Origin of the sequence: Streptomyces sp. NPDC038707 (assembly GCF_040636485.1) — a bacterium.
In the GTDB taxonomy this organism is placed as follows: domain Bacteria; phylum Actinomycetota; class Actinomycetes; order Streptomycetales; family Streptomycetaceae; genus Streptomyces.
Map to the genome: position 1 here is coordinate 15,418 of NZ_JBEZUP010000002.1, position 24,472 is coordinate 39,889.

Below are 24,472 nucleotides of genomic sequence, written 5' to 3' on the forward strand. Positions count from 1 at the left end.
GCCATCCGGAACATTGCCCCTTAACGCTTGGGATGCGGCGAACTACGCTGGGTTTACGAATGCCGCACGGTTATGCCAGCGCGGCAGCCGTCTGTGTCGAGGGGTGGCGCATGTCCAGGGAGCAACGCGGGCCGAACGAAAAGCTCGGCGCCGTTCTCGCCCTCGCGGGAATCAGCAACGCCGGACTCGCCCGGCGCGTCAACGACCTTGGCGCCCAGCGCGGTCTGACGCTTCGCTACGACAAGACGTCCGTGGCGCGCTGGGTGTCGAAGGGCATGGTTCCGCAGGGTGCGGCGCCGCATCTGATCGCCGCCGCCATCGGCCAGAAGCTCGGCCGCCCGGTCCCGCTGCACGAGATCGGCCTGGCCGACGCGGATCCCGCGCCGGAGGTGGGCCTCGCCTTCCCCCGGGACGTGGCGCAGGCGGTGAAGTCGGCGACCGAGCTGTACCGCCTCGACCTGGCCGGCCGCCGGGCCGGCTCCGGCGGCATCTGGCAGTCCCTCGCCGGATCGTTCGCAGTGAGCGCATACGCAACGCCCGCCTCGCGCTGGCTGATAACCCCCGCCGACAGCTCGGTGGCGCGGGAGGCGAGCGCCGCCGAAGGCTCCGGCGCACCGCTCAAAGTCGGCCACAGCGATGTGCAGAAGCTGCGGGAGGCCGCCGAGGACGCCCGGCGCTGGGACTCCAAGTACGGCGGCGGGGACTGGCGTTCCTCCATGGTGCCGGAGTGCCTGCGGGTGGAGGCGGCACCGCTGCTGCTCGGCTCCTACTCCGACGAGGTGGGCCGCGCCCTGTTCGGCGCCTCCGCCGAACTCACCCGCCTCGCGGGCTGGATGGCCTTCGACACCGGGCAGCAGGAGGCCGCGCAGCGGTACTACATCCAGGCCCTGCGCCTCGCCCGCGCGGCGGCGGACGTCCCCCTCGGGGGGTACGTGCTGGCCTCCATGTCGCTGCAGGCCACCTACCGGGGCTTCGGCGACGAGGGCGTCGACCTCGCGCAGGCCGCGCTGGAGCGGAACCGGGGGCTGGCCACCGCCCGCACCATGAGCTTCTTCCGGCTGGTCGAGGCGCGGGCACACGCGCGCGCGGGCGACGCCCAGGCGGCCGGCGCGGCGCTCAAGGCGGCGGAGGGCTGGCTGGAACGGTCCCGGCCCGGCGACAACGACCCCTCCTGGCTCGGTTTCTACGGATACGACCGGTTCGCCGCGGACGCCGCGGAGTGCTACCGCGATCTGAAGGCGCCCCGGCAGGTCCGGCGCTTCACCGAGCAGGCCCTGTCGAAGCCGACGGAGGAGTTCGTGCGGTCGCACGGGCTGCGGCTGGTCGTCTCCGCCGTCGCCGAGCTGGAGTCGGGGAATCTCGACGCGGCCTGTGAGCAGGGGGTGCGGGCCGTGGAGGTGGCGGGGCGGATCTCGTCCGCGCGGACCACCGAGTACGTGAAGGACCTGCTGCACCGGCTGGAGCCGTACGGGGACGAGCCGCGGGTGGTGGAGCTGCGGGAGCGAGCCCGGCCGCTGCTGATGGCACCGGCGTAGGGCCGCGCCGCACCGGTGTCCGCCGCGGGGCGCCGAGGGTCCGGCGTTTGAAGCCGCTGTCAGTGGCGCAGTGCACTATCGGGAGTGGAGGTGGTGCTCGGTGCTGGGCGGGGCGTACGACTGTGATGTGCTCGTGGTCGGCGGGGGGATCGTCGGGCTGTCGACGGCGTACGCGATCACGCGGGCGGCGCCGGGCACACGGGTGACCGTGCTGGAGAAGGAGGACGGGCCCGCCCGGCACCAGACGGGACGCAACAGCGGGGTCATCCACAGCGGGATCTACTACCGCCCGGGCTCCCTCAAGGCGCGGTACGCGGTGCGGGGCGCCGCCGAGATGGTGAAGTTCTGCGCCGAGTACGGCATCGCCCACGCCGTCACCGGCAAGCTGATCGTCGCCACCGAGCGCGCCGAGCTGCCCCGGCTGCACGCGCTCGTACAGCGGGGCCGGGAGAACGGCATCCCGGTGCGGGAGCTGGGCCCGGCGCAGATCGCGGAGTACGAACCGGAGGTGCGCGGCCTGGCCGCGATACACGTCGGCACGACCGGCGTGTGCGACTACGCGGCCGTCGCCCGGGAGCTGGCCCGGGCCTCCGGGGCGGAGATCCGGTACGGCGCGGAGGTCGTCCGGGTGGACCGGCGGCCGGAGCGGGGCGTGGCCGTGCTCACCGCGGCCGGGGCCGTCGTCCGCGCGCGCGTGCTGGTCAACTGCGCCGGGCTGCACTGTGACGAGGTGGCGCGGCTGACCGGCGACGACCCCGGGATGCGGATCGTGCCGTTCCGCGGGGAGTACTACGAACTGGCCCGGCCCGAGCTGGTGCGGGGCCTGGTGTATCCGGTGCCGGACCCGGCGTTCCCGTTCCTCGGCGTGCATCTGACCCGCGGCATCGACGGCACCGTGCACATCGGCCCGAACGCGGTGCCGGCGCTGGCCCGCGAGGGGTACGGCTGGACGGTCGTACGGCCCCGGGAGCTGGCCGGCACCCTGGCCTGGCCCGGCTCGTGGACGATCGCCCGGCGGCACTGGCGGTACGGGGCGGGCGAGGTGCGCCGCTCGGTGTCCAAGGGGGCGTTCCTGGCGGCGGTGCGCCGGCTGCTGCCCGGTGCGGACGCCGGGGACCTGGTGCCTGCCCCGGCCGGGGTGCGGGCGCAGGCGGTGCTGCGGGACGGAACGCTGGTGGACGACTTCCTGATCCGGGAGGGAGTGCGGGCCGTGCACGTCCTGAACGCCCCCTCCCCCGCGGCCACCGCCTCCCTGCCCATCGGCCGCGAGATCGGGCGCCGGGCCCTGGACATGCTCCGGGCCCCGGAGTGACCCGCCCGGACCGGCGGAACCGACCCCTGGCAACCGGACCGGCGGGACCGGACCGGACCGGGCCCGCGGAACCGGCCGCGTAGACCGGGGCCTGCGGAACCGGACCGGGCCCGCGGAACCGGACCCACCGTGCCCGTCGCCCCGGCCCCACCAGATCCACGGAGCCGGACCAGAACCAGCCGGACCGGACAGGACAGGACAGGACCCACAGAACCAGAACCGTGGCACGAGCCCCGAAGAAACCAGGCCGCAGCACCCGACCCACCACACCCGTCGAACCGGACCCACCGGCCCCGCGGAACCGGACCCGTAAAATTGGGCTTACTGTGTCTGACTCCCTGAACTCCCCCGCCGCCCCGCCCGCACCCGGTGACCCCGTCCGGCCCGTCCGGGCCAAGGGGGAACCGCGCTTCCCGGGCGGGCCCAAGGCGGACCCCGCCGGTTCGCACTTCGAGCGGCGGATCCGGAGTTTCCAGCCGCGCCGCAGCCGGGTGACGGCCGGACAGGCCGACGCCCTGCGGCGGCTGTGGCCCCAGTGGGGGCTGGACATCGACGGACAGCGGGTGATCGACCCGGCCGAGCTGTTCGGCAACGACCGCCCCGTGGTCCTGGAGATCGGCTTCGGGATGGGCGAGGCCACCGCGCGGATGGCCGCGGGCGACCCGGACACCAACATCCTCGCCGTCGACGTGCACACCCCGGGCCAGGGCAACCTGCTGGGCCTCGCCGAGCGCGGCGGCCTCACCAACGTCCGGGTGGGCAACGGCGACGCGATCATCCTGCTGCGGGAGATGCTCCGCCCGGACGCGCTGGACGGGCTGCGCGTCTACTTCCCCGACCCCTGGCCCAAGAAGCGGCACCACAAGCGGCGGCTCATCCAGCCGGAGTTCCTGACGCTCGCCGCCACCCGGCTGAAGCCCGGCGCGCTGCTGCACTGCGCCACGGACTGGGAGCCGTACGCCGAGCAGATGCTGGACGTGCTCACCGCGCACCCCGACTTCGAGAACACGCAGCCGGACGGCGGTTTCGCGCCGCGCCCGGAGTTCCGGCCGCTGACCCGTTTCGAGGGGCAGGGACTGGACAAGGGACACGTCGTGAACGACCTGCTGTTCCGACGCGTACCGCACCGCCAGGACGGATAGCCGACCGGAAGGCCACGGACCACGGACCACCCGCCGTCCAGGCCGATAATCCGATCAGCCCCTCGTCCCGTCACCGTTAGGGTCGATGCCGTGGCCACCAGTCCCCCGTTCCCGACCCGCCCCCCGAGCCCCGGCGAGGGCGGGCTCCGCCACCCGCACTGGTGGCAGCGCAGGTGGGTGCGGTACGGGGCGCCGAGCACGCTGCTGGCGCTGTCCGGGCTGGTCATCCTCGCGCTGGTGCGGCGGCAGACCGGCACGGACGGGTTCCTCGTCGGGCTCGGGCTGGCCGTGCTGCCGGTGCCCTGGCTGATCGCCGCCTTCCGGTGGCTGGACCGGGTGGAGCCGGGCCCCTGGCGGAACCTGGTGTTCTCCTTCGCCTGGGGAGCCTGCGCGGCCGCGCTGATCGCCATCGTGGCCAACAGCTTCGCCACCGAGTGGATCGCCACCTCCACCGCCGACCCGGCGAGCGCCGACACCCTCGGCGCCACGGTGATAGCGCCGGTCGTGGAGGAGTCCGCGAAGGCCGCCGCCGTCCTGCTGGTCTTCCTGTTCCGCAGACGCGACTTCACCGGGATCGTGGACGGCGTGGTGATAGCGGGGACCACCGCCACCGGCTTCGCGTTCACCGAGAACATCCTCTACCTCGGTACGGCCTTCGGGACCGACCAGCTCACCGGCGACCGGGGCATCGCCTCCGTCACCGCGGCGACGTTCTTCGTGCGCATCGTGATGTCCCCGTTCGCGCACCCCCTGTTCACCGTGCTGACCGGCATCGGCTTCGGCATCGCCGCGCTGTCCGGCGAGCGCCGGCCCGTCCGGCGGATCCTGCTGCCGGCGGGCGGACTGCTGCTCGCGATGGGCATGCACGCCTTCTGGAACGGCTCGGCCACCTTCGGTCAGTACGGGTTCTTCGCCGTCTACGGCGGCTTCATGGTGCCCGCGTTCGGGCTGGTGACCTGGCTCGCGGTCTGGACCCGGCAGCGGGAGCTGCGCACCGTGCGGGCGGAGCTCCCGGCGTATGTGCTGGCCGGGTGGCTGGGGCCGGGCGAGCCGTTCGCGCTCGGGTCGATGCGGGCGCGCCGGATGGCCCGGGACTACGCCCGGCACCACCACGGCCGCCCCGCGGCCCGCGAGGTGGCCCGCTACGAGGGCTACGCCACCTCGCTCGCCTTCCTGCGGTGGCGCGGGCGCGCGGGCAGGGCCGGGGCGGACTTCACCGTGCGGGAGCGGGAGCTGCTGGAGGAGCTGTGGCGGCGGCGGCACGTGGCCCGGCCGGCGCTGGAGTACGCGAGCCGGGCCGCCGCGCCGGCCCCGGTGTACCGGCCGGCGGCGCCGTACGGATACCCGGCGGTGACGTACGCCCCGTACGACCCGTACCGGACCTGACCGCGGGGCACCCGTGCGGACGGCGCCGCCGGGCCGCGCCGCCGTGACGGCGGACTAGGCCGAGGCCTCCGTCAGCTGCGCGACCTCCGCGTCGGTCAGCTTCAGCTCCGCCACGCCGAGCAGGGCGGGAAGCTGCTCCGGGGTGCGGGCGGAGGCGATGGGGGCGGTGACCGTCGGCTGGGCGGCCAGCCAGGCCAGGGCGACCGTGGCGACCGGGGCCTCGTGGGCGGCGGCGACCTCGTCCAGGGCGGCCAGCACCCGCTGCCCGCGCTCGGAGGCCACGTAGTCCTGGACCCGGTCGGCGCGGGCGCTGTCCACCGTCGCGCCGGGCCGGTACTTGCCGGTCAGGAAGCCCGAGGCCAGCGCGAAGTACGGAACCGCGGACAGGCCCTCGGCGGCGGCGACCGCCTGGAGCGGGCCCTCGTAGGTGTCGCGGGAGACCAGGTTGTAGTGCGGCTGGACGGCGACGTAGCGGGCGAGGCCCTCGCGGTCGGAGAACTCCAGGGACGCGCGCAGGCGCTCGGCGCTGATGTTGGAGGCGGCGATGTGCCGGACCTTGCCGGCCTTCACCAGCTCGTCCAGCGCGCCGATGATCTCCTCGACCGGCACCTCGGGCTGGTCGAAGTGGGTGTAGTAGAGGTCGATGTAGTCGGTGCCCAGGCGGCGCAGCGAGGCGTCGGCGGCGGCCTTGATGTTGGCGGCGGACAGGCCCTGGAACTCGGGGTGCTGGCTGACCTTGGTCGCGACGACCACGTCGGAGCGGTTGCCGCGGGCCTTCAGCCACTTGCCGAGGATGGTCTCGGACTCGCCGCCCTTGTTGCCGTCGACCCAGGCCGAGTACACGTCTGCGGTGTCGACGAAGTTGCCGCCGGCCGCGGTGTAGGCGTCGAGGACGGCGAAGGAGGTCTGCTCGTCGGCGGTCCAGCCGAAGACGTTGCCGCCCAGGGAGAGCGGGAAGACTTCCAGGTCGGAGGAGCCGAGCTTACGAAGTGACGTCATACGTCATGCCAACACCGGCGGAGGCTGATCGCATCCCGCCGCCGGCGCCGGATTCCCGCTTTCCTGGGATGAGCCGTCAGGGTGAGGGCCCTCGTCGTGAGGGGTGAGGCCCCTCGTCGTGAGGGGTGAGGCCCCTGGTCGTCAGGGGGTGAGGCCCTTGTCGCGCAGCCATGCCATCGGGTCGATGCCGGTGGGGGAGCCGCCGGGGTGGACCTCGAAGTGCAGGTGCGGGCCGGTGACGTTGCCGGTGGCGCCGACACGGCCGATGACCTCACCGGTGGCGACCTTCTGACCGGCCGTGACATTGACCGAGGACTGGTGGCAGAACCACAGCTCGGTGCCGTCGTCCAGGGTCAGGACGGTGCGGTAGCCGTACGCGCCGGCCCAGCCCGCCTCGGTGATCGTGCCGCTGTGCACGGCCTTGATCAGGGTGCCGGTGGGGGCGGCGAAGTCGAGGCCGGTGTGGTGGCCGGAGGACCACATCGAGCCGGCCTGCCCGAACGTCGAGGTGATCGTGTACGAGGAGGTGGGCAGCGCGTACTGCCGGGCCAGCGCGGCCAGCCGCTTCTCCTCCGCCGCCTTCTTCGCCTCGGCTTCCGCCTTCTCCGCCTGGGCCTCCGCCTTCTCCTTGGCGGCGGCGGCCTGGGCGGCGGCCTGCTGCTCGGCCTGGGCGGCGGCCGCGGCGGTCTGCTTCTCGGCGGCGGCGAGCGCGGCGGCGGCGGCCTTGCTGTCGGCCTGGCCCTGCTGCTGCTCGGCCTGCGCCATGATCCGGTTGCGCAGCACCTCGCCCGCGTCGGCGCTGTCCTGGCCGGTGTCGGAGGTCACGGCGACGGTGGCGAGCGTGGTGGCCGCGGCGGCCTCGGCGGGCCGGTCGTCGTCGGAACCGTCGTGGAGGAGGGAGCCGACCGAGGGCAGGTCCGGCATGGAGAGGGAGACGGGCGCCTTGCCGTCGTCGGCGCTGGCCATGCCGCCCGCGCCGACCGCGGCCATGACACCGACGCCGAGGACGGTGGAGCTGCGGGCGAAGCCGCCGCGCTGCTTGGCGACCCGGTGCCGGCCGCGGACCGGGGCGACGGAGTCCTCGGTGGGGTTCCACTCCTCCCACGGGCCCTCGTCGGCACGGTAGGCACCGAAGCCGAAGACCTCGGGCTCGCTCTCGGGCTGTGCCGGTATGGACGGGGCTTCGGGGCCAGGCCGGTTGGACGCCACGCGGGCGCGCTCCTTTCCTTCCTCCGCCTACCGGGTTAGCTGACGGGTTCGGAGCAGGAAGGTCTCCTACGCGCGTATACCGGTCGTGGACTCGCGTGAGTACACGGCGGGTATCCGCGTGATTCACCCCAAAGTGGTGGTTCCCCGGTTCCCTCGCGGGATTCGGCGCGTGCGCACGGAGCCGCCTCTTGTGACGGCTGGGACGACCGCGCTGCGTTATCGAACGTTAATAGACCTGACAGTCACTTTCCAAGCCGGTCCCCTTGATCATTAACGTTTTTACCGGTGGAGTTATCAGCAACTATCCCGTCAAGTCGGGCAAAGTGATCGACACTCAGAAACGGTCAGCAGTCACTCGCGATTTTGATGGTGACTCAGATGTTATGCGGACTGCGCTCACCCGATCACCTTGCGTGACTCTTGTGCCCGCCCGGCCGGGGGCCCGCCGAAACCGGTGTGCGAACCATCCCGCGGATGACGTACACTGGAGTCACAACGACGCGGGGTGGAGCAGCTCGGTAGCTCGCTGGGCTCATAACCCAGAGGTCGCAGGTTCAAATCCTGTCCCCGCTACTGAAGGCCCAGGGCCCGGAATCCCAAGGATTCCGGGCCCTGGGTGTATGTGCGCCCCCGGTGCCCCCGGTGCCCCGGTGCCCCGGGCGCCCGGTCCGGCTCAGCCCGGCAGATGCCCGTTCGGCGCCTTCGCGAGGTCCTCCAGCTCCGGCAGGACGACGACCCGGGCGCCCGCCGCCGTCAGCACCCCCGTGCCGTCCGCCGCCGCCACGAAGGTGTCGGGCTCCCGCCAGGCGGTGACCACCCGGCGCACCCCCGCCCGCAGGATCAGCTCCGCACAGGGCGCCGGCCGGGAGGCGCGGCGGGCGCACGGCTCCAGGCTGGAGTACACCGTGGCGCCGGGCAGCCGCGGGTCGTCCGGGCCGGTCTTCGCGAGCGCCGCCTCCTCCGCGTGCACCACCGGGTCGCCGCCCTCGCGCGAGTACCCCCGGGCCAGCTCCGTGCCGTCGGCGGCGACCACGACCGCACCCACGCTGAACGCCGTCCGCGAGGGCGGGCACAGGGCCGCCAGTTCACAGGCGGTGCGCAGCCAGTGGCGGTCGGCGGCGGTGGCGGCCGTACCGGTCCCGGGAGCCGTGGGCGCGTAGCGCATCAGGACGACGTCCTCGATCCGGCGGGTGTCCAGCAGCCGCAGCCGTCCGCCCGGGTAGGCGCCCGGGCCGAACAGCCGCGGGGCCGCCGGGTCACCGACCAGCAGCGGGGCGAGGACGAGCTGGAGCTCGTCGGCCAGGCCCTGCTGGAGAAGCTGGGTGTGCACCGTGCCGCCGCCCTCGACCAACAGGCGCCGCACCCCGCGCGCGTCGTACAGGTGCTCCAGCAGGACCCGCCAGTCCAGGGCGGGACCGAGCGGGACGACGTCGGCGGTGTCCCCGAGGAGGCGGGTGGCCCGTACGGCGCCCTGGTCGGTCGTACAGACGAGCTTGTCGCCGCCGGTGTGCCAGAACCGCGCCGCCGGGTCGAGATCGCCTGAGCCGGTGACGGCGACCTTCAGCGGGTGCTCCGGGCGGCCCTCCGCACGCCGGGCCGCGCGCCGCTCGGCCGAGCGGACCAGCAGGCGGGGGTTGTCGGCGCGGATCGTGCCGGCGCCGACCAGGACGGCGTCGGCACCGGCCCGGACCCCGTCGACCCGGTCGAAGTCGGCCGGGCCGGACAGCAGCAGCCGTTCGGGACCGGTGTCGTCCAGGCAGCCGTCGAGGGAGACGGCGGCGGACAGCAACACGTACGGCAGGGGCATCGGCGCTCTTTCCTCCGGGGCGGGCGGGCGGAGCCGGCGGTGAGGCGGACCACGGACGGCTTGGTTCAAGTTTTAAACAAACTTACACTGGCGGCATGACGACCCGCTGGCTGACGCCCGAGGAGCAGCGCGCCTGGCGCGCCTACATGGCCGCCTCCCGCCTCCTGGAGGACGCGATCGACCGGCAGCTCCAGCAGGAGGGCGGCATGCCGCACCTGTTCTACTCGGTGCTGGCCAACCTCTCCGACGCCCCCGGCCGGCGGCTGCGCATGACCGACCTCGCCGAGACGCTGAAGATCACCCGGAGCCGGCTGACGTACGCGGTGAACCGGCTGGAGCGGGACGGCCTGGTGCGCCGGGAGAACTGCGCCACGGACAGGCGCGCCTCGCTCGCGGTGCTGACGGAGGAGGGGACGGCCGTCCTGGAGCGTACGGCGCCCGGGCACGTCGAGACGGTCCGCGCGCTGCTGTTCGACCGGCTCACCGAGGAGCAGGTGGGGCAACTGGAGGCGATCTGCGCGGGGATCGCGCACGGGCTGCAGGGAGAGGGGGCCGCGCCGGGGGCGGACGACGTTCCCTGGCGGCGCCGGTCAGCGTGTTCCTGACCCCGTCGCCCCGGTGTCGCACCGGCTGCTCGGCGAGGGTCGTCGCTTTAATTTTTAAGCATGCGGTAGGGTCCCCCGTACCCTTGCTTCAAATCTGAAGCACCCGCCTCAGAGGGATCCGCATGCCCGACATCCCCGCCGCCACCCCGCGTGCCCGCGTCCGGGTACCGCTGCGCTTCGCCGACGGCTACCGCGCCGACGCGGACCTGGTCACCTTCCACGGCCTCACCGACGGCCGGGAGCACCTCGCCGTCGTCCTGGGCGACCCCGGCCGGGTCCCGCTGGTGCGGCTGCACTCCGAGTGCCTGACCGGGGACGTCTTCGGCTCGGCCCGCTGCGACTGCGGTCCGCAGCTGCGCGAGGCGGTCGAGCGCATCGCCGGCCGCGGCGGGATCCTGCTGTACCTCCGCCAGGAGGGCCGGGGCATCGGCCTCTACAACAAGCTCGACGCGTACGCCCTCCAGGACGACGGGCTCGACACCTACGAGGCGAACGCCGCCCTCGGCCTCCCGGAGGACGCCCGCGACTACACGGCCGCCGCCCAGATGCTCGCCGCCCTCGGTGTCACGGAGCTGGACCTGCTCTCCAACAACCCCGACAAGGCTGCGCAGTTGCGCGCACTGGGCGTGACCGTCCGGGACCGGGTGCCCACCGGCGTCTTCACCACCGCCCACAACATCCGCTACCTGCGCGCCAAGGCCGTCCAGACCCGGCACTCCCTTCCGCTGTCCGAACTGACGGAGCTGACGGAGCTGACGGCGGGCTGACGGGCGGCCGGGCTCAGCCCGGCCGCCCGGCCGGGAGGCGGAGCGCGGCCGGTACCGCGAGGGCGAGCAGTGCCGCCGCCACACCGTAGGCGAGCCGGAAGCCGTCCGGGTCCGGGCCGGCCGCGCCGAGCAGCACGGACAGCAGGGCCGTACCGACCGACGCGGCCAGCTGGGCGTTGATGCTCAGCGCGGTGCTCGCCCCGGCCAGCCGGTCCGCCGGCAGGGCACGGCTCGCCGTGGTCATCGCCGGCATCAGCGTCATCCCCGCGCCCACGCCCATCACCGCCCCCGCGACGACGATCCGCCACGACGCAACCCCGGGCGTGCCGGTCTGCCAGGCCAGCAGCGCCATGCCGAGCGCGCCCACCGCGCAGCCCGCCGCGATCAGCCGGCGCGGGGCGACCCGGTCCACCCGCCGCGCCGCGATCTGCATCGTCGTGCCGACCACCAGCCCGACCGGCGCGCCGAGCAGCCCGGCCGCCGTGGCGCTCAGGCCCCGCTCCTGCTGCCAGTACAGCGGGCCCAGCAGCGTCGAGCCGAAGTAGCCGCAGGTGAACGGCGCGAGGGTGGCGATACCGGCGGCGAAGGTACGGTCTCGCAGCAGCCGCAGGTCCAGCAGCGGCGCGCGGACGGTGAGCGCGCGCCGTACGAAGGCCGCGGCGAGCAGGGCACCGGCGAGTGCCGGCACCAGCGCGCCGGGGGCCGTGAAGTCCCCGCTCTCGCCGCCGCGTGACAGGCCGTACAGGAGCAGGGCCAGGCCGGGCGACAGCATCAGCAGACCGGGGAGGTCCAGCCGGGGCCGGCCGGCGCCGGGGGTGTGCGGGGCGTCCTTCGGCAGCAGGCGCGCGGCGAGGAACAGGGCCAGGGCGCCGACCGGCAGGTTGATCAGGAAGATCCAGTGCCAGGAGGCGGCGTCGACCAGCCACCCGCCGAGCACCGGGCCGGCGACCGGGCCGACCAGGATCGGCAGCCCCAGCAGGGCCATCGCGCGGCCCAGCCGGGTCCGGTCGGCGACCCGCATGCCCATCGCCATGCCGACCGGCTGGAGCAGCCCGCCGCCGAGCCCCTGCACCGCGCGGAACGCGATCAGGACGGCCGCGTCCCAGGCGCAGGCGGCGAGCAGCGAACCCAGCGTGAACAGGCCGAGCGCGAGCAGATAGGTGCGCTTGGCGCCGATCCGGGCCATCGCCCAGGCGGCGACCGGGATGACCGCGGCGAGCGCGAGCGTGTACGCGGTCGCGGTCCACTGGATGGTCTCCAGCGGGGCCCCGAAGGACTCCGAGAGGTGGCGCATCGCGACGTTGACGATCGTCATGTCGAGCACGGACATGACGGTGCCGAGGATCACGACGGTGACGACGCGGTAGAGGGCGGCGGGCGGCGCGGCGGGCGCGGCGGCGCGGGCCGGACCGGACTCCGTGGCGCGGGGGACGCTCATCTCTGCGCCGCCCCTCAGGCCGCGTAGGGCTGCTCGGCGCGCGCGGCGCGCAGCGCCCGGGCCCACCAGGCGAGCTGGGCCAGCATGCCCCCCGCGGCGCCGGCGCACACCTCCGCGTCGCGCGGGACCCCGTCCGCGCCCAGCCCGGACCAGGGGCCGTGCAGGCTGACCGAGTCGCGCACGGTCACGGCGTGCAGTTCGGCGAAGACCAGGCGGAGCTGCTCGACCGCGCGCAGACCGCCGCCGAGACCGCCGTACGACACGAAACCGGCCGGCTTGGCCTGCCATTCACGCCCGTGCCAGTCCAGGAGGTTCTTCAGGACGGCCGGGAAGCTGTGGTTGTACTCGGGCGTGACGACCACGAACGCGTCGGCGGCGGCGAGCCGCGGCGAGACGTCCCGCAGCGCGGCGGCGGCCTCGGGACCCGGCGTACCGCCCCAGCCCGGCATCACCAGCGGCAGGTCCACCCCGGCGAGGTCGATCACGTCGTAGGCGAGGTCCGGGGCGGCCGCGGCGGCGGTGGCGAGGAACCAGTCGGCGACCGCGCGGCCCTGACGTCCCTCGCGCACGCTGCCGACGATGACGGCGACGCGGAGCGGCGAGTCCTCGGCGGCGCGGGCCCCGGTGACGGATTCGGTGACGGACATGGCTGTCCCCCTCTGGGCGATGCGATGACGGGCGACCGCGCCCGGCGAGCGCCCCGCAGCAAAGTACAACGACCGTTGTAAAAATTACAACGGTCGTTGTACTTCAGTTAGAGTGGGCCGGTCGCGGAAGCCAGGGAGGCGCGAATGGGCGGGACGGACGAGGCCCGGCGGGAGGAGGCGCGGTGCGAGATGTCACCGCGCAAGCTGCGCAAGCAGCAGGACATCGCGAACGCCGCGTGCGCGGTCTTCGGCCGCGAGGGATACGCGCGCGCCTCGGTCGACGCGCTCGCCGCCGCGGCCGGGGTCTCCACCCGCACGCTCTACAACCACTTCCCCGGCGGCAAGGCACAGCTCTTCCAGGCGGTCGTCACCTGGACGTCGGGCGAGGTCCGGGACGCCCAACTGGCCTGCCTGCGCGCCACGCTGGACCCCAAGCACCCACCGCGCCCCGAGGACCTCGAACGCGACCTCGTCTCCCTGGCCCGCGGCCTCATCCGGCTCATGGCCGAGTACGCGTACCACTTCGCCCTGGTCCGCCACATCCACGCGGAGGCCGACCACGTACCGCCCGAGGTCCTCACCGCCTGGCACGAGGCCGGCCCGGCCCCGGTCGGCCGCGCGCTCACCGAGGCACTGGCCCGCCTGGCGGACGCCGGCCTGCTCGACCTGCACGACGACGCGGCCCTGGCGGCGGGCCACTTCACGGCCCTGATCTCCCACACGATCACCCAGTTCACCCACTACGGCGTCCTGCCCCTGCCCACCGCGGAACAGGACCGCCTGATCAGGGGCGGGGTATCGGCGTTCCTCCGGGCGTACGGGACGGGGTGACCAGCGCGGCCCGTTCCCGAAACGAAACGGCGCCCGGGCCGGCCGAAGCCGGCGCGGGCGCCGTACCGCGGGTCAGGGTGCATTGCGTGATGTCGGCCCGGTTCGCCTGGATGGCGCTCAGCCACCGTCAGAGCCAAGGTTGATCAGAACGGCACCTGCCACTCGATCATCAGGTGGTGGGCCGTCACCGCAATGCACCATGTCTTGCACCCGTTGCGGCAACCTGCCGACCGGGCGATCGGCCATCTCCCTCAGCCGCCGGTGCAAGGCGTGATCCGCCGAGCTGAACGCTGCATCATCCCGCGGGCCCAGCACATGACCGGCACTTCCCCGGTCGGCCCTGCTTACGCGCTGGGGACGAACCACTGGTCTCAACTGCTGCAGGGCAGGAGAGGCCGGGAGTCCGACTGTGGGTGGGGAGGCACCCGTACGCCCCAGTTCCTCAAGCTCCACGAGAGCTGACCGATGCAGCTGCTGCACCCTCCGGTAGGCGATATCCAGGATTGGCGCCTCTGACACGCTCCCGTCACAGAGGATGCGGTTCCACGGTCGGCTGCGGCTCTTCACGTACCGAGAACTCACACGCGAACCGCGCAAGGTCTGCTTGACAACTAGAGCTGACGCGATGGTGCAACCTAACTGCCCTTCAGCGAACGGTCCATGCGTACACCCAACCCACGGCTTTCCAGGCCGACTCTGAGGCCAGTTGGTGTGATTATAGAAGACGTAGACCGGAAGGCAGTCCTCCGCAATAGCATCCTCGATCAGCAGATCATTTTGATATCTCTCACCATCCGGTCGATACCGCAGGTCGTATCCTCCGTTTCGATTTGCACGCTTCGCTTGTACACGCATACCGAAACCTAACCTCCCGGAGTAAAACCACCATTCCCAGTCCGCACCATTCAAGCGTTCTTCATCGCTCGTGAAAGGATGGATCGCGATGCGGTCTCCGTGAGCCTGATGGATGGCCCGAAGGTTCTCCTCAGTATGCGTTACTTCGCTCGACGGCCAGCCCTTACGATGCGCGGAAGCCAAAGCCTCGAACGTCAATTCAGCACGGCGACTCAAAGTCCCGCACAGTGAACCAACCATCGATGCGCGCATGCCACACTGACGACAAAAGGCATCACCTTCATCGATCCGTTGACCACAGGTACAATTTTCTGACCTTCTTTGGCCTTCCACCATGACCCCTTCCATACCCATGATGGCGTTCGCCATCTGAAAACTACTGCTTTCGGTCGAAACAGCCCCATTCTCGACCACGTATCGCGTGCCACATTCCCCGTCACTACTAACACATCCACGTGGTCGACCTCACCCCCTCAATGAGACGGGGGCGCCTGTTCCTGACCCTCCTTCCTTTTCTGCCCGGCTGCTCGACGGCGCTCCCATCTCTTCCTTTTCAAAGCTGCACGCTTCCGGCGATGCTCCCAAAACGCAATCCACCACATGTAGAGGTCACGTGATTCTTTTGGAAGGATTACGCGGGCGAAACCCAGTACAAAGACCAGGAAGAACGCGGCCCACCACGGCATTTCAACGAGGGCATCCTGAGGAATTTCAAGCACGTCGAGACTCTCTGGGCAAAGATGAATTTCGGACCCGTTCTCAAAATCTCCACTAAATTTGAATCTTAAGGACCGAATCTCCGAGAATCACTTCGTACACCCTGCCGCTTTTCGCGAGCCTTGCCCCAGAAACACCAACCGTAGGGTCAGCCAGCGCAGCCGCGACATCTTCCGGATAGGGAAGCCCTGTCCACTGGGCTTCCCATTCATCACCTGCACCCCAAAGTCTGCGCCGAGGATCCAAGTCGCCATCGCGGCCTCTGCCCTCATCACGCCGCAACGGGTCCCAGTACCAGTTCCCAGTGGCCCACCGCCCCTTGGGGTCAGCCATGGACATACGGACAGCAATGCCAGCCAATAGAGTCTGAGCTGTGACTCCCATGGGAGGCACGTCGGCAAGCTGGCGCTCCTCCGCCGAGTCCAAAGGGTCATCAAGCGTGCGAAAATCGAAGTACGAGCCTTCCCGCACCCCCTGCAGCTTTCCATCCAGCCTGCTCGTGACCACCAATTGAGCCCCCGTAGGGACATGTTCCAACGCATACGTCCGGTAGTCGTACACGGCACGCAATCGCATCCCGGGAAGCCTTGGGGTGCTTTCACCATGCGGTACCAGATACTTGGTGACGTTATCCGGGGCATCACTGATGAATACCAGCTGATTCCAACGAGGCGAAACTGTGATCGTATACCAGGTGAGGGTGCTCAGCAACCACTTCGCGGGAGGCGCACCATCTTCGCCACGGTTAAACAGTCCAAGAGCCAGCAAAGCGTTCATCTTCCGCTGCCCCGGAGCGCAAGAATCCAACCCATGAGTGCGGTCGTTGGAAATCCCAGCAAGCGCAGCTTCGTAAATTTCACCAGAAAATGCTTTGCGTGCATGTGCAGCTCGCTTTTTTGCAGAATTCGGCATGCCAATACCTCGTTCGCCGCACCGGTCGACGTTTGAGTTGGACGCCAAAAAATTCTGCCTGCTGCACTGCTGTCACAGAGTGGGTGCACATACACCCGCGAGACGACGCTTGTGGCCGGTGTCCACACGTCGGAGCTCCTGAGCCCCTGCGCTCAGGTTAGACAAGTCAACGGTGTGAGCGTAGCGACCGCTGCGGTGCTTCGCAGCCAACTCCCGGTTTTTCCGGCAAGGTTCCCCTGCACGAGTGGCCCGTCGCACGGTTCGTATAGCTTGGTGTCCTCCGGGCTGAACGTCCCCGCGCTGTTCAACCGCCGCGCCGACGACACCTACAGACCGCTCGTGTGGCGCAGGCCTGGCATCTACGAGCGGGGCGACAGGTCCTGGAAGTTCGGAGTCATCAGCCACGATCCGGCAGCAACGGTCTGCACCCAACCAGGCAGAACGCGAGGAAGCCGTACTCGCCCGAGCCGACTGCCGCGAATCCCACACCGGCAAGCCGCTCGGCAAGAAGTACCCCGAGCTCTCCAGCCGCAAGCACGGCTCGTACTCCATACGCCAGGAGCTCCCGCCCCGCGAAGACGGCACCCGCCGCTCCTTCAGCCGCGCCGGTTACGACTCCCTGAAAACGGCTCAGGCCGGCCTCGACGGCCTGCTGGAGGAGGTCGCAACCGTCGCGGAGACCCGGCGCCGGCTGATGACATGCCTGGCCCTCCGTGACAGCCTCAGCGTCGGCCGCTTGGTGGAAAGGTTCGACGGGACAGCCGACGACAAGAGGTCATCGAGGCCAAGAACGAGGCCCGCCACGAGTAGATCGCCCGCTGCAAGCCGTAAGCCAGGCCGCCCCGTAGGAGCCGAGCGGAGGCTGCTCACGGCCCAGCGGCCCAAGCTTCCTCGTTGCGACCAAGGGCGACCGCCTGTACGTGTCCTTCCACCTCATGGGTACCCGAGGTCTACGTCGCGGCGAGGCGGTCGGCCAGGACTGGCACGAGATCGATCCCCGACGCCGGCCTCATCTTTCCCGCCAAGGAGATCGTGGTGGACGGCTGGGACCCGTACGACGGCCCTCCGGGAGAAGGAACGCACAGACTGGGGCGACGCCTGACAGGTGCCTGCTCCCCGAGCTGGACCGTGAGATCGCCGAGAAGGCGGAAACTGATCACCAGGTCTCCTCCGGCGACTGCCGAACCGTCCGCCTCGATCCCGGCCGATCCGCAGGACTAAGGCGCATCCGCTCACGGACCACTCACGCAAGAGCCGGAAAACGGGACAGCGCCCGAGCCGACCGAAGCCGACCCGGGCGCTACCCAGCAGGTCAGAGGGGGTAACCCCTCCCCCGCAGCCGTAGGCCCTGTGGGACTCGAACCCACAACCAATGGATTAAAAGTCCACTGCTCTGCCAATTGAGCTAAGGGCCCAGGCGATGTTGCTTGTCCGAGCATAGCCGGACGGGGCCGTGTCGCCGATCGGGTATCGGGGTCACGGCCGCGTCACGGGTGCCGGGGGCGGGGGCGGGGGTCACTTTTCGGCCGGGGGGACGGCGGAGCCGGGCGTCAGGAACCAGCGGCGGGCCGAGGCCAGCCACCAGGCCGTGGCGAAGCCGAGGACGGCCAGGACCGCCACCGGGGCGTAGTTGAAGGTCTTCCAGGTGACCGGGGAGACCTGCGGCAGCATGAACAGGACCGTGATCACCAGTACCCAGGTCACCGAGACCACGCCGATCACCCCGGACCAGCGGCCCAGGTGCCAGGGGCCGCGGTCGAACGCGGCGCCCCTGCGGACCCGCAGGAAGGTGGGGATGACGTAGGCGATGTACAGGCCGATGACCGCGATCGACGTCACCGCCGCGTACGCCGTCGTGTTGATCAGGTAGGGCAGACCGAGGACCAGCGCGCCGAGCGCGGCCAGCCAGACCGCCGCCACGGGAGTGCGGGTGCGCGGGGAGACCGTGTGCCAGAGGCGGGAGAACGGCAGCGCGCCGTCCCGGGAAAAGGCGTAGATCATGCGGCTGTTGGCGGTGACGGAGGCCATGCCGCAGAACAGCTGGGCGCCGATCACCACCAGCAGGAGCAGCTTGCCGGCCGTGGCGCCGAGCGCGTCCAGGAGGATCTGGGCGGGCGGGGCGCCGGTGGGGGAGGCGAGTTCCGCGCCGTAGGACTGGATGGCGAAGGTGAAGCCCAGCAGGAGCACGAAACCGGCGATCCAGGACGTCCAGATGGAGCGGACGATGCCCTTCGGGCCCGCCGTGGCGGCGTCGCGGGTCTCCTCGGTCATGTGGGCGGAGGCGTCGTAGCCGGTGAAGGTGTACTGGGCCATCAGCAGCCCCAGCAGGACGACGTACGGGCCGCTGCCCCAGCCCGTCTCGTTGACGAAGCGCGTGAAGACGAAGGACGCCGGTTGGTGGTGGTCGGGGACCAGTGCCAGCGCGCCGGTGATGAGCGCGACCCCGAGGACGTGCCACCACACGCTCACACCGTTCAGGAACGCCACGATCCGGACGCCGAAGGTGTTCAGCAGGCCGTGCAGGACGAGGATCGCCGCGAACAGCGCCACCGTGCGGCCCGGGGTCACCGTGAACCCGGTCTGGAGGTTCAGGTACGCCCCCAGGAAGGAGGCCGCGCCGAAGTCGATGCCCGCGGTCACCGCCACCTGGCCCAGCACGTTGAACCAGCCCGTGAACCACGCCCAGGCCGCCGCCGAACGCGCGGGCGCCAGCCGGTGGGCCCAGAAGTACAGCCCCGCCGACGTCGGGTACGCCGAGCAGATCTCGGCCATCGACAGGCCCACGAACAGGGTCATCAGGCCGACCCCGGCCCAGCCCCAGGTGATCACCGCGGGGCCGCCCGTGGTCATGCCGAAGAGGTACAGGGTCAGACAGCCGGAGAGGACCGAGATGATCGTGAAGGAGACGGCGTAGTTGGAGAACGCCGACATCCGGCGGGCGAGGACCTGGGTGTAACCGAGCTGGGCCAGCCGCTCCTCGTCCGACGGGCCGGGCACCGCCCGCTGTCCGGTCACGCGCGCGTCGTCTGCCATGTCCCCAGCAATTCCCTGCCCCTCCGTGTGATATGCGCCACTGGGCGGGAATGCGGAAGGGCCCGTACGACCGGTGTCGTACGGGCCCTTCCCTCACCTCACGGGGTGTCAGCCGTTGCGCTTCCAGCGCGGCTTGTCCTCGCGGCGGCCGAAGGAGCCGCCGGTGCCGCGGTGGTCGTCACGACGGCCGTAGGGGCGGTCGTGGCCGCCGGAGCGGAAGCCCGGGCGGTCGTCACGGCGGTCGCGGTTGAACGGACGGTCGCTGCCCCGGTGGCCGCCCCGCTCGTCACGGCGGAAGCCCGGCCGGTCGTCACGGCGGAAGCCGCCCCGGTCGTCACGACGGTCGTCGCGGCGCTCGAAGCCACGGCCGCCACGGTCGTCACGACGCTCGAAACCACGGTCCCGGTCACGGTCCCGGTCGAACGGACGGCGGTCACCCCGGTCACCCCGGTCGTCACGACGCTCGAAGCCACGGCCACCGCGGTCGTCACGACGCTCGAAACCACGGCCACCGCGGTCGTCACGGCGCTCGAAGGGACGGCGGTCGCCCCGGTCGTCACGACGGTCGTCGCGACGGTCGAAGCCACGGCCGCCACGGTCGTCACGACGCTCGAAACCACGGTCCCGGTCACGGTCCCGGTCGAACGGACGGCGGTCACCCCGGTCGTCGCGACGCTCGTCACGACGCTCGAAGCCGCGCCGCTCCCGGCGCTCGTACGGCGCCGCCGCCGGGCGCTCCTCGCGCTCGGTCTCGCGCTCCTTCGGCTCCTCGGCCACGGCCGGCTGCTCCGCCGCCGCCGTCGCCTGGGCCTCGGCGACCGCCGCCTCCGGGTCCTCGCCGCGCTCGCGGGCGGCCCGGGCCACCAGGCGGTCGGCCTCCTCGCGCAGCTCGGTCGCGCGGCGCTGGGCGCGCTCCAGCTGCTTGGTGAGCTGGGCGACCTCGCGCTCGGCCTGCTGGGCCGCGTTGGCGGCGGACTCGGCTTGGACCTCGGTCATGGAGCGGGCGCCGGTGATCTCGGCGACCTCCGGGTCGAAGGCGGCGCCGCCCTGGATGATGTGGCGGGCCGCGTCGACGCCGGCGTCCTCCATCAGGCGGAAGATCTGGCGCCGCTGGTGCGGCAGGGAGAGCGAGACGACCGTGCCGGTACGGCCCGCGCGGGCGGTACGGCCGGCCCGGTGCAGGTAGTCCTTGTGGTCGCCGGCCGGGTCCACGTTCAGGACCAGGTCGATGCCGTCGACGTGGATGCCGCGGGCGGCGACGTCGGTGGCGACGAGCACGTTCACGTACCCGTCCTTGAAGTCCGCCAGGGTGCGGGTACGGGCGCCCTGCGTCATGCCGCCGTGCAGCGCGTCGGCCTTCACGCCGGCGTCGCGCAGCTGCTCGGCGACGCGGTCGGCGCCCAGCTGGGTGCGGACGAAGATGATCGTGCGGCCCTTGCGGGAGGCGATCGCGGCGGTGACCGGCGCCTTGTCCTTGGGCTTCACGATGAGGATGTGGTGCGACATGGTCGTCACCGCGCCCTGGGCCGCGTCCACCTCGTGCAGGACGGGCTCGTTCAGGTAGCGGTCGACCAGGGTCTTGATCTCGTTCTCCATGGTGGCGGAGAAGAGCATGCGCTGGCCGCCGGCCGGGACCTGGTCGAGCAGCTCGGTGACCTCGGGCAGGAAGCCCAGGTCGGACATCTGGTCGGCCTCGTCCAGGACGGCGATCCGCACGTCCTCCAGGGAGCAGGCGCCCCGGTTGATGATGTCGCGCAGCCGGCCCGGGGTGGCGACGAGGACGTCGACGCCGCGCTCCAGGGCGTAGATCTGGTTACCCATGGAGGTGCCGCCGCAGACGACCTTCATCTTCAGGCCGAGGACGTCGCCGTACGGCTGGAGGGCGTCGGCGACCTGCATGGCCAGCTCGCGGGTCGGGGTGAGGATGACGGCGCGGGGCCGCTTCTTCTCGGTGCGGCCCTCGGCCAGCAGGGCCAGGGTCGGCAGACCGAAGGAGAGGGTCTTGCCGGAGCCGGTGCGGCCACGGCCGAGGATGTCCTTGCCGTCCAGGGCGTCCGGGATGGTCGCGGCCTGGATCGGGAAGGGGGTCGTCACGCCGTTCTGCGCGAGCTTGCGCACGATGCCCTCGGGGAGGCCGAGGTCGGCGAAGGTGGTCTGGGGGGTGGTGTCAGCGGCCTCGGGGGCCTCGGTGACCTCGTTCGTCACGTCGAGTTCGTTCTCGTTCTCGTTCTCGGACATGACGATCTGGTCAGTACTGGACACGGACATGCGAATGCGAAACCTTCCGGAGTCTCGTCGGCACGCGCCCGTCAACTCCGTGATTCGCTCACGACCGCCTCGATGCGGTCCGCCACGGCAAAGGAGAGTACGCGCCACACGGCGCGCTCTGTGGTGGCGCCGGGCAAATGGGATCAAACGATCTACCACCATACGCACCTACCACCCCTGAAGGCAAACCGCGTGGCATTGACCCACGTCACACCGCGCCTGTCGGCACCGGCGGGCCGGCGCGGCGGGGTGGCGGGCTCACACCGGCACGCCCGCCGCGGGCGCCGGTTCCCGCTGGACCAACTGCGGCCCGGTCTCCTCGTGTGCCGACGAGGAGGGCTCGGCCGACGGCGGTTCCGTGGCGGGCGGCGGCTCGGTGGTGGCCGGCGGTGCGGGCGGGGCGGAGCTGGCCGGGGGCGTGGGCGGCGCCTTGGTGGGGGCCGGGCCGCCGCCGGGCGCCTCGGTCTTCCCGGGCTCCTCCGGCTCGCCCTGTTTCCCGGGCTTCCGCGGCTTTCCCGGCTCCTCCGGTCCGCCCGAGGCGCTGTCCTCGCCGGACGGGGTGGGCGACGCGGAGCCGGACGCCCCCGGCTTCGCCTTGCCGCCGTGCCCGTGCTTGCCGGCACCGGTCCCGCCCGCCTCGACGGGGCCGCCCACGCCCTGGGCCGGGCCGCCGTCGGGCGCCTCGCCGCCGGGCTGCCCCGCCGAGTGGGAGGGGCGGGCCCGGCCCGCGTCGTCGCCCACGTTCACACAGCCGGCGGCGGCGGTGACCGCCAGGACCGTCACGGCCAGACGGACGGGTACGGGCAAGGGGCGCACGGCGGCCACCTCCGGGGGCGAGGGACGGAGTCAACCTCCCCAACTCCCGCCGCCCACAAGAGGACACGCGTACGCCCGGGGCGCACGGCGGCACCCACCGCACCGCGTTCACCCGCACCGGGCGCCCCGCGCACCCGCGCTCGGCGCGCCCGGTCACCCGGCGCGGGCGTCCCCCTCACCCGTACCCGAGGGCGTGCAGCCGGTTGTCGTCGATGCCGAAGTGGTGGGCGACCTCGTGCACCACCGTCACCTCGGTCTCCGCGATCACGTCCTCGCGGCTGGCGCACATCCTGAGCGTCGGCCCGCGGTAGACGGTGATCCGGTCCGGCAGCACCCCCGCGTACCACTCGCCCCGCTCGGTCAGCGGTGTCCCCTCGTAGAGCCCGAGCAGCTCGGGATCGTCGGCGGGCGGTTCGTCCTCGACGAACACCGCGACGTTGTCCATCAGCCGCGTCAGCTCCGGCGGAATCCGGTCCAGCGCCTCGGCGACCAGTTCCTCGAACTCCTCGCGCGTCATCTCCAGCACACGGCCATTGTCCGCGAACGGCGCCGCATATCCACCCCTTGACGTGGGAATACGGCACCAATGGCCCGCGTCCCCCTCGCAGCCCTGAGCACCATGCGCCACCGGATGCCACACCGCGTACGACCCCGCCCGCTCCCCCGTCCCGGACTCACCGCCCGCCCCCGCCCCTGGGCGCGCGCCCTCGGCCTGGCCGCCGTGGTGCTCGCCGGTGCCTGGCTGGGCCTGCTGGTCGTCGGCACCGTCCGGGTCCCGGTCGGCCCGATGGACACGACGATGGCGCTACGGCCCTCCCTCACCGGCGGCACGAGGATCGACGTGTCCCCGCTGGGCTCGCTCGCCCTGGACAGCCATGTGGCCCCGGTCCGGCTGGACGTGACCGTCGACCGGCTGGACCCGCCGCGCTCCCAGGCGCTGGTCGACCATCCGGAGCGGATCTCCGGGCTCCAGGACGAGATCGTGCGGGACGTCGAGCACGGCACGCTCGACCTGGCCGTACGGTCCTGCGCCGCCGTGGTGTCCGGGGCCACCGCCCTCGGTCTCGCCGTCTTCCGCCGCCCGCGCCGGGCCCTGGCGGCCGGCGGGCTGGCCCTGGTGCTGCTGGCCGCCTCGGGGGCGTCGGCGTACGCCACCTGGAACCCGAAGTCGGTCCTGGAGCCGAGGTTCTCCGGGCTGCTCGCCTCGGCGCCGTCCGTGGTCGGCAACGCCCGCAGCATCGTCACGGAGTTCGACGTCTACCAGAAGGAGCTGGCCCGCCTGGTGACGAACGTGACGAAGCTGTACGACGCCGCCTCCACCCTTCCGGCCTACCGTCCGGACCCGTCCACCATCCGGGTCCTGCATGTGTCGGACATCCATCTCAACCCGGCGAGCTGGAAGATCATCGGCTCGCTGGTGAAGCAGTACCAGGTGAACGTGATCGTCGACTCCGGGGACACGATGGATCACGGCACGGCGGCGGAGAACGGCTTCCTGGACCCGGTCCGGGAGCTGGGCGTGCCGTACGTGTGGGTGCGCGGCAACCACGACTCCCGGACCACCCAGCGCTACCTGGAGCGCATGAGGAACGTGCGCGTGCTGGACGAGGGCCGGGCCGTGACGGTGGCCGGCCTGCGCTTCGCGGGCACCGGTGATCCGCAGTTCACCCCCGACCGCTCGGCGGTGCCCGGCGGCGAGGCGGCCGAGCGGCTGGCGGGCGCCCGGCTGGCCAGCGCCCTGCGCGACCAGCAGGCGGCCGGGACCCCCGTGGACGTGGCGGTGGCGCACGAGCCGACGGCCGCCGAGGAGACGGACGGCTTGGTGCCGCTGGTGCTCTGCGGGCATCTGCACCACGAGGGGACGCGGATGCTGCCGTACGGCACCCGGCTGCGGAGGGAGGGCTCGACCGGCGGCAGCGGGCTGCGGGCCGTGGAGCACCACCGTCCCGCTCCGATCGAGGCCTCGATCCTCTACTTCGACCGGGACAGCCGCCGGCTCCAGGCCTGGGACGCGATCGAGCTGGGCGGTCTGGGCCTGACGACGGCCGAGGTCAGCCGCCACCTGGTGGACGAGAACCAGCCCGGCGCCACCGGCGCCTCGCGTTCCCCTTCTCCCGCCTCCTCCAGTGCCTCTCCGTAAACCGTTTTGGCGATACCCCCCGCCATCCCATATGCTTCTCACGTCCCCGACGC

General features: G+C 71.8%; 19 protein-coding genes, 2 tRNA genes and 1 riboswitch. Of the genes, 9 read left to right on the forward strand and 12 right to left on the reverse strand.

Features of this window, described 5'->3' with window-relative positions:
• The first annotated feature begins 110 nt into the window (after positions 1-110).
• The 4 genes from AB0E62_RS02630 (at position 111) to AB0E62_RS02645 (ending at position 5,375) form a co-directional block, all read left to right on the forward strand.
• Complete coding sequence (locus AB0E62_RS02630; RefSeq protein WP_344350222.1) at positions 111-1,535, forward strand: MFS transporter; 1,425 nt, start codon at positions 111-113, stop codon at positions 1,533-1,535.
• Between the two features lie 100 nt (positions 1,536-1,635).
• Positions 1,636-2,847 (forward strand): L-2-hydroxyglutarate oxidase, encoded by a 1,212-nt coding sequence (gene lhgO / locus AB0E62_RS02635; RefSeq protein ID WP_362186995.1) that lies wholly within the window; start codon positions 1,636-1,638, stop codon positions 2,845-2,847.
• A 326-nt stretch (positions 2,848-3,173) separates the two neighbouring features.
• Entirely contained in the window at positions 3,174-3,989 is an 816-nt protein-coding gene (gene trmB, locus AB0E62_RS02640; protein WP_362186998.1) for a tRNA (guanosine(46)-N7)-methyltransferase TrmB, read from the forward strand.
• 90 nt (positions 3,990-4,079) lie between these two features.
• The gene (locus AB0E62_RS02645; protein ID WP_362187001.1) at positions 4,080-5,375 is read left to right on the forward strand and encodes a PrsW family intramembrane metalloprotease; all 1,296 of its coding nucleotides are present in this window, start codon (positions 4,080-4,082) and stop codon (positions 5,373-5,375) included.
• Between the two features lie 54 nt (positions 5,376-5,429).
• On the opposite strand, the gene AB0E62_RS02650 is transcribed toward AB0E62_RS02645, so the two are convergent.
• Positions 5,430-6,374, reverse strand: coding sequence for an aldo/keto reductase (locus AB0E62_RS02650; protein WP_362187004.1), 945 nt, complete (start codon positions 6,372-6,374; stop codon positions 5,430-5,432).
• A 141-nt stretch (positions 6,375-6,515) separates the two neighbouring features.
• On the reverse strand, positions 6,516-7,583 hold the full coding sequence (locus tag AB0E62_RS02655) for a M23 family metallopeptidase (RefSeq protein WP_362187006.1): 1,068 nt from the start codon (positions 7,581-7,583) through the stop codon (positions 6,516-6,518).
• Between the two features lie 7 nt (positions 7,584-7,590).
• A riboswitch (cyclic di-AMP (ydaO/yuaA leader) is annotated at positions 7,591-7,761 on the reverse strand.
• A gap of 321 nt (positions 7,762-8,082) precedes the next feature.
• On the opposite strand from AB0E62_RS02655, the gene AB0E62_RS02660 reads away from it, so the two are divergent.
• Positions 8,083-8,156, forward strand: a tRNA-Met gene (locus tag AB0E62_RS02660).
• Positions 8,157-8,256: 100 nt separating this feature from the next.
• On the opposite strand, the gene AB0E62_RS02665 is transcribed toward AB0E62_RS02660, so the two are convergent.
• Positions 8,257-9,390, reverse strand: coding sequence for a dihydrofolate reductase family protein (locus AB0E62_RS02665; RefSeq protein WP_362187009.1), 1,134 nt, complete (start codon positions 9,388-9,390; stop codon positions 8,257-8,259).
• A gap of 95 nt (positions 9,391-9,485) precedes the next feature.
• Between AB0E62_RS02665 and AB0E62_RS02670 the strand changes: the two genes are divergently transcribed.
• Both AB0E62_RS02670 and ribA read left to right on the forward strand, forming a co-directional pair.
• Positions 9,486-9,995: a MarR family transcriptional regulator gene (locus tag AB0E62_RS02670; protein ID WP_362187011.1), complete on the forward strand. Its 510-nt coding sequence runs from the start codon at positions 9,486-9,488 to the stop codon at positions 9,993-9,995.
• A gap of 122 nt (positions 9,996-10,117) precedes the next feature.
• Positions 10,118-10,762 (forward strand): GTP cyclohydrolase II, encoded by a 645-nt coding sequence (ribA, locus tag AB0E62_RS02675; RefSeq protein ID WP_362187014.1) that lies wholly within the window; start codon positions 10,118-10,120, stop codon positions 10,760-10,762.
• Between the two features lie 13 nt (positions 10,763-10,775).
• On the opposite strand, the gene AB0E62_RS02680 is transcribed toward ribA, so the two are convergent.
• Together AB0E62_RS02680 and AB0E62_RS02685 are read right to left on the reverse strand one after the other, a co-directional pair.
• Positions 10,776-12,200, reverse strand: coding sequence for a DHA2 family efflux MFS transporter permease subunit (locus AB0E62_RS02680; protein ID WP_362187017.1), 1,425 nt, complete (start codon positions 12,198-12,200; stop codon positions 10,776-10,778).
• Between the two features lie 14 nt (positions 12,201-12,214).
• Positions 12,215-12,847 (reverse strand): NAD(P)H-dependent oxidoreductase, encoded by a 633-nt coding sequence (locus AB0E62_RS02685; protein WP_362187020.1) that lies wholly within the window; start codon positions 12,845-12,847, stop codon positions 12,215-12,217.
• Positions 12,848-12,991: 144 nt separating this feature from the next.
• Here AB0E62_RS02685 and AB0E62_RS02690 point away from each other — a divergent pair, with 144 nt between their 5' ends.
• Complete coding sequence (locus tag AB0E62_RS02690; RefSeq protein ID WP_362187023.1) at positions 12,992-13,678, forward strand: TetR/AcrR family transcriptional regulator; 687 nt, start codon at positions 12,992-12,994, stop codon at positions 13,676-13,678.
• Positions 13,679-13,795: 117 nt separating this feature from the next.
• Here AB0E62_RS02690 and AB0E62_RS02695 read toward each other — a convergent pair whose 3' ends face one another.
• The 7 genes from AB0E62_RS02695 to AB0E62_RS02725 all read right to left on the reverse strand — a co-directional run bounded on the left by AB0E62_RS02695 (position 13,796) and on the right by AB0E62_RS02725 (position 22,805).
• Positions 13,796-14,902 (reverse strand): DUF6615 family protein, encoded by a 1,107-nt coding sequence (locus AB0E62_RS02695; RefSeq protein WP_362187026.1) that lies wholly within the window; start codon positions 14,900-14,902, stop codon positions 13,796-13,798.
• A gap of 402 nt (positions 14,903-15,304) precedes the next feature.
• A complete protein-coding gene (locus AB0E62_RS02700) occupies positions 15,305-16,162 on the reverse strand; it encodes a hypothetical protein (protein WP_362187029.1) in 858 nt (285 codons plus the stop codon).
• A gap of 1,342 nt (positions 16,163-17,504) precedes the next feature.
• A tRNA-Lys gene (locus AB0E62_RS02705) sits at positions 17,505-17,577 on the reverse strand.
• 100 nt (positions 17,578-17,677) lie between these two features.
• The gene (locus AB0E62_RS02710; protein ID WP_362187032.1) at positions 17,678-19,195 is read right to left on the reverse strand and encodes an amino acid permease; all 1,518 of its coding nucleotides are present in this window, start codon (positions 19,193-19,195) and stop codon (positions 17,678-17,680) included.
• A 108-nt stretch (positions 19,196-19,303) separates the two neighbouring features.
• A complete protein-coding gene (locus AB0E62_RS02715; RefSeq protein ID WP_362187035.1) occupies positions 19,304-21,463 on the reverse strand; it encodes a DEAD/DEAH box helicase in 2,160 nt (719 codons plus the stop codon).
• 258 nt (positions 21,464-21,721) lie between these two features.
• Entirely contained in the window at positions 21,722-22,279 is a 558-nt protein-coding gene (locus AB0E62_RS02720) for a hypothetical protein (RefSeq protein WP_362187037.1), read from the reverse strand.
• Positions 22,280-22,454: 175 nt separating this feature from the next.
• Positions 22,455-22,805 carry a metallopeptidase family protein gene (locus AB0E62_RS02725; RefSeq protein ID WP_362187040.1) on the reverse strand — a complete coding sequence of 117 codons (351 nt, stop codon included), beginning with the start codon at positions 22,803-22,805 and terminating at the stop codon, positions 22,455-22,457.
• 105 nt (positions 22,806-22,910) lie between these two features.
• On the opposite strand from AB0E62_RS02725, the gene AB0E62_RS02730 reads away from it, so the two are divergent.
• Positions 22,911-24,419, forward strand: a complete 1,509-nt coding sequence (locus AB0E62_RS02730; protein ID WP_362187043.1) for a metallophosphoesterase — start codon at positions 22,911-22,913, stop codon at positions 24,417-24,419.
• The last annotated feature ends 53 nt before the right edge of the window (positions 24,420-24,472 follow it).